The 2,880-nt window shown below is 63.5% G+C and carries 1 protein-coding gene; it reads right to left on the bottom strand.

Annotated features, from left to right (window positions below):
- Nucleotides 1-2,800: Ig-like domain-containing protein (locus Q0O95_RS13920; protein WP_293699925.1), on the bottom strand; the 2,800-nt coding region annotated here is incomplete at its 3' end.
- Nucleotides 2,801-2,880: the final 80 nt, after the last annotated feature.

Genomic DNA, 2,880 nt, shown 5'->3' with positions numbered 1-2,880 from the left:
ATGCGTCGCCCCTGAGCACCCGAACATCACGCACGTTCAAAGGCTCGCCGATGTTCTGGAACGGGTTGAAGTCATTCGCAACCACGTTGACGCTGATCTCAACGCCCTGATCCGTCTCTGCAGTATCCGTTTCGGCCCTTGGCAGGGGCCGGCTCGACGTAACAACCTCGACGATCACAACGCCCGGTGCGAGATTTCCTGCGGGATCCTGCAGCTCGATTTCGTACGATCCCCGCGTGCCGGGAGCGGCGTCCGTTTCGGCACTCACGACGAGCGTCTGACCGTCGACGCGAACATTCACATCGGCAGCGCTGCCGCTCAGCAAGTCGTATTCCATGCGATCGATGTCACCGTCGTCGGGATCCCACGTGGCGCTTCGCAAGTCGAACTCCGTTGGGGCTTCTCCTGGTTCGACCCGGATTTCGGCCCCGTGGAACTCGGGCGACACTTGACTCGACGGCGTGACGACGATTGGCACGGTGAGCCTCGCGGTGACCGCGTCCGGATCATCGGGACCGCTACCGTCGGTGACCTCGAAGCTGATCGCGGCATCTCCCACATACCCTGGTTCGGATGTATAGACGAGGTTGTGTTCGTCTGCGACGAGGCTGTCTTCGTTGTCGTTCGTCGCCGACACGGTCTCCTCGGTGGTGATTCTCGCGGTGCCGCCGTTGGGCATCTCGACGACGCGATCCAGCGGAATCTCCAGCAGTTCGCCCGACCCGACGTACAGTTTCGTGTCGGATGCGATGTACGGAAGCTGCACGCCGGCGCCGGGAATGAACACAAAGGCCTCCGCGTGCCCGCCATCCTGATCGGTCACACGGTAGGTGATGATCTGGAACTCGTCGGTGGGGACGACTTCCACACCGCCGGGCACCGCGCGCCCCTCACCCGTGAGGACTTCGATGACGAGTTCTGACGGATCTCCGTCCGGGTCGCGGTCGTTCTCCAGCACCGGCACCACGAACGGGTCTCCCGCGGCAACGTCCGCGACGTCGACGATGTCGTCGAACGCGCGAGGGGGTAGGAGAGGTGCGTCGACGTCGACCTGCACGCGGATAGCGCCCACCGCCGTCGCTCCACGCGCATCCTGGATCGTGTACTCCAGCGTGTACTCACCGGGCTCCGAGGGCGCGGTGAAGTTCACCGTCGGGGAGTCCTCACCGAGCCGCAGGTTGACGAATTCGGCAGGGGCGTCTTCGACGTTGACGCTCACGAGGCCGACTTCGTCCCCGTCGGGGTCGGAATCGTTATCGAGCACGGAGACCGCCACAGCGCGATCGGGCCGAACGAGCACGGTATCGAGCGCAGCCTGCGGTGCCTGATTCACGTCGCTCGGCTGCGCGATGCCGACCGTGATCGAACTCACGGACTCGGCGCCCCATCGATCACGCACTCGGTAGTCGAACGATGTTGTTCCTCCGTCCCCCCGGAACGCTTCGAAGTCGAAGTAGTCGGGCCCGACCTCCACGATGCGCCCCATAGCCGGTGCGGTCTCCCAACCGACGAGGGTGACGCCATCGCCGTCAGGATCGATGCCGTTCAGCGGGATCGGGATGCGCACGACATTGCCGGCGAGCACGCGAGCTGTGACATCCATCGCGTGAGGCGGATTGTTGGTGTCGATATTTCTCGGCTCGACCTCTACACGCAGGGAAGCGGTGTCGGTGTTGCCGGCCGCGTCGCTGATCTCGTAGACGACATCGACGAATGGCGGACCGTCGACGCCGACGTGGACTCGAACGCTATCACCGTCGACGAAGACGTGCCCCTCTTCGGGGAGCAATGAAGACTCCACGAGTTGCGGGCTGACGCTGAAGGGCACGCCATCCGGGCTGAAGTCATTCTCGGTGATGTGCACCGTTGTGTAATCGCCGGCGCGCAACGTCGCCGTGTCGTCCATTGCGACCGGATTGCGAGGCTTGTCGGGAGGCTCAACGGGAATGACAACGATCTCACCGGTGGCCGTGTTCGCACCGTTGGAGATGTGATAGCGCAGCGTCGTCCGCTCCCCGAGACCCTGCTGGTCCTCGATTCGCAGCATGTGGCGCTGGAGGAGCTGCACCGCGACGGGGGCGCCGTCGGCATCCACCGACTGGACGACGAGGACGCCCCCGGCCGGGTCGACGTCATTGGCCGTCAAGTCAACGAGCGCTTCGCCGCCCATGGGAAGAAGAGCGACATCGCGAACAGCAACGGGTGTTGCATCTTCGACGGGTTCCGCGATATCGATGCGCACATGCCCTTGAGCCTGACTCGGTCCGGATGCCACGGTGTAGTCGACGAAGTGCGTGCCGATGCTGCCGCCCGTGACGTACAGCGTGTTGGTCGCCCTGTCGATGTCGACCGTGACATCACCACGGGGAGTTGCGCTTGCGAGCCTCGCGTTCTCCCCCGCAGGAAGGAAGTCGTTGTCGAGCGGTCGAATCGACGTGCTCTGGTTCACGCGAGCACTGACGTAGTCGGCATTCGCGATAGGGGTCGATGTTCCGCGCTCGCGGACCTCGACGGCGATCGAAGCTTCCTCTTCGTCCACGCCATCGCTCACGATCACGGTCATCGTCGTCGGCCCGGGCTCACCCGTTGCCGTATAGACGATGCGTCCGTTCGGGCTGAACCGTACCGTGTCGCCGGAGTCGCTGAAGGCATCGATCAGGAAGAGGTCGTCTCCGTCAGGATCAAACCAACTCTCGAGTACGCCGTGCTCGTACTCGGCGCGTTGTTCGACTTCAAAGCCCTGCTCCCGCAACTCCTCAGGAGCAGCATTCTCACCCTCATCCCGAATCGTCAACGTCACCGTCGCTTCATCGGTCCCACCACGACCGTCATCAACCCGATACCCGAACACGACCGAATTGGCGCTAAAATCCTCCGGAA

The organism is uncultured Agrococcus sp. (assembly GCF_945915485.1).
Classification (GTDB): Bacteria; Actinomycetota; Actinomycetes; order Actinomycetales; family Microbacteriaceae; genus Agrococcus.
The sequence above is the reverse complement of the archived record's forward strand: the minus strand, read 5'-3'. Positions and strand labels throughout refer to the sequence as shown.